The sequence below is a fragment of the Zhongshania sp. genome (assembly GCF_041584495.1).
Classification (GTDB): Bacteria; Pseudomonadota; Gammaproteobacteria; order Pseudomonadales; family Spongiibacteraceae; genus Spongiibacter.
On the sequence record NZ_JBFHDY010000316.1, the window covers coordinates 1 to 1,142 of the forward strand.

Genomic DNA, 1,142 nt, shown 5'->3' on the forward strand with positions numbered 1-1,142 from the left:
AGAAATCGTTAGTAAAACCCTCGTTGCGGAAGATTGATTAATGACCCCAGATTTCGCCAATTTCCTCGCGCACTGCCAACAACGTGTCCAGCAAGCACTGCCCAGCCTACTTGGTAATATCGGCAGCGAATATGCAGACGCTGATGCCAACAGCAGCCTACAAAGGCTGGGTGAGGCCAGTATTTACAGCGTACTGAACGGTGGCAAACGAGTGCGGGCAAGTCTGGTATACGCCACAGCCCAGGCCCTCGGCCAAAACAGCCGCGCCGGATTGAACGAGATTGCTAGCGCAATAGAAATGATCCACGCCTATTCCCTTGTTCACGACGACCTCCCCGCCATGGACGATGACGACTTGCGCCGAGGCAAACCCACTTGCCATATTGCGTATGATGAGGCCACCGCAATACTGGTTGGCGACGCGCTGCAAGCCCGCGCCTTTGAAGTTATTGCCACCTTGCCCGGCACAAATGCCGAGGCCAAACTCGCCTTAATTCAGCAATTAAGTGCCGCGGCGGGCCCCAGGGGCATGGTTGGCGGTCAAGCAATTGATCTCGCTGCCGTGAATCAACAGTTGGATCTCGCCGCGTTACAAACCATGCACCAATTAAAAACCGGCGCCTTAATCCGCGTCGCCATTGCAATGAGCGCCACCTGGTGCAAGGCTGACCAGCAGCAACTCGCTGCGCTAGACCGCTATGGTAAAGCCATCGGCCTGTCCTTTCAGGTGCAAGACGATATTATCGACATCGAAAGCAATACCGAGACCTTAGGCAAAACGCAAGGCGCCGATCAAGCACTAAACAAACCGACCTTTCCCGCCTTGCTGGGTATAGCCGGCGCTAAGCAGCTAGCGCAAGACCTCCACGCCGACGCGCTGCAAGCCTTGACGGGATTCGACGAGCGCGCCGCACCACTGCGGGATCTTTCCCACTACATCATTGCGCGCCAACACTGATACGCAGGCCGCTTTAAATAGGTAAATCGCCGCAAATTCGTTTACAATCTCGACCTTTCATCGGTTCAGGGCCCCGCGCTTAATGTTTCAGGAAATTCCCCTTATAAGACCTGCCACACCACTGCTCGATCGCATCGACAGCCCGGCAGACCTGCGCCGTCTCGACGAAGCTGAGCTAGCAACA

The 1,142-nt window shown here is 55.6% G+C and carries 1 protein-coding gene; it reads left to right on the top strand.

Features of this window, described 5'->3' with window-relative positions; genetic code table 11:
* The first annotated feature begins 40 nt into the window (after positions 1 to 40).
* A complete protein-coding gene (locus tag ABYP33_RS19490; RefSeq protein WP_373093049.1) occupies positions 41 to 958 on the top strand; it encodes a polyprenyl synthetase family protein in 918 nt (305 codons plus the stop codon).
* Positions 959 to 1,142: the final 184 nt, after the last annotated feature.

Bases quoted from the DNA above. Each gene is read 5' to 3' on its own strand.
- ABYP33_RS19490 (WP_373093049.1), top strand. From the start codon at position 41: ATGACCCCAGATTTCGCCAATTTCCTCGCGCACTGCCAACAACGTGTC.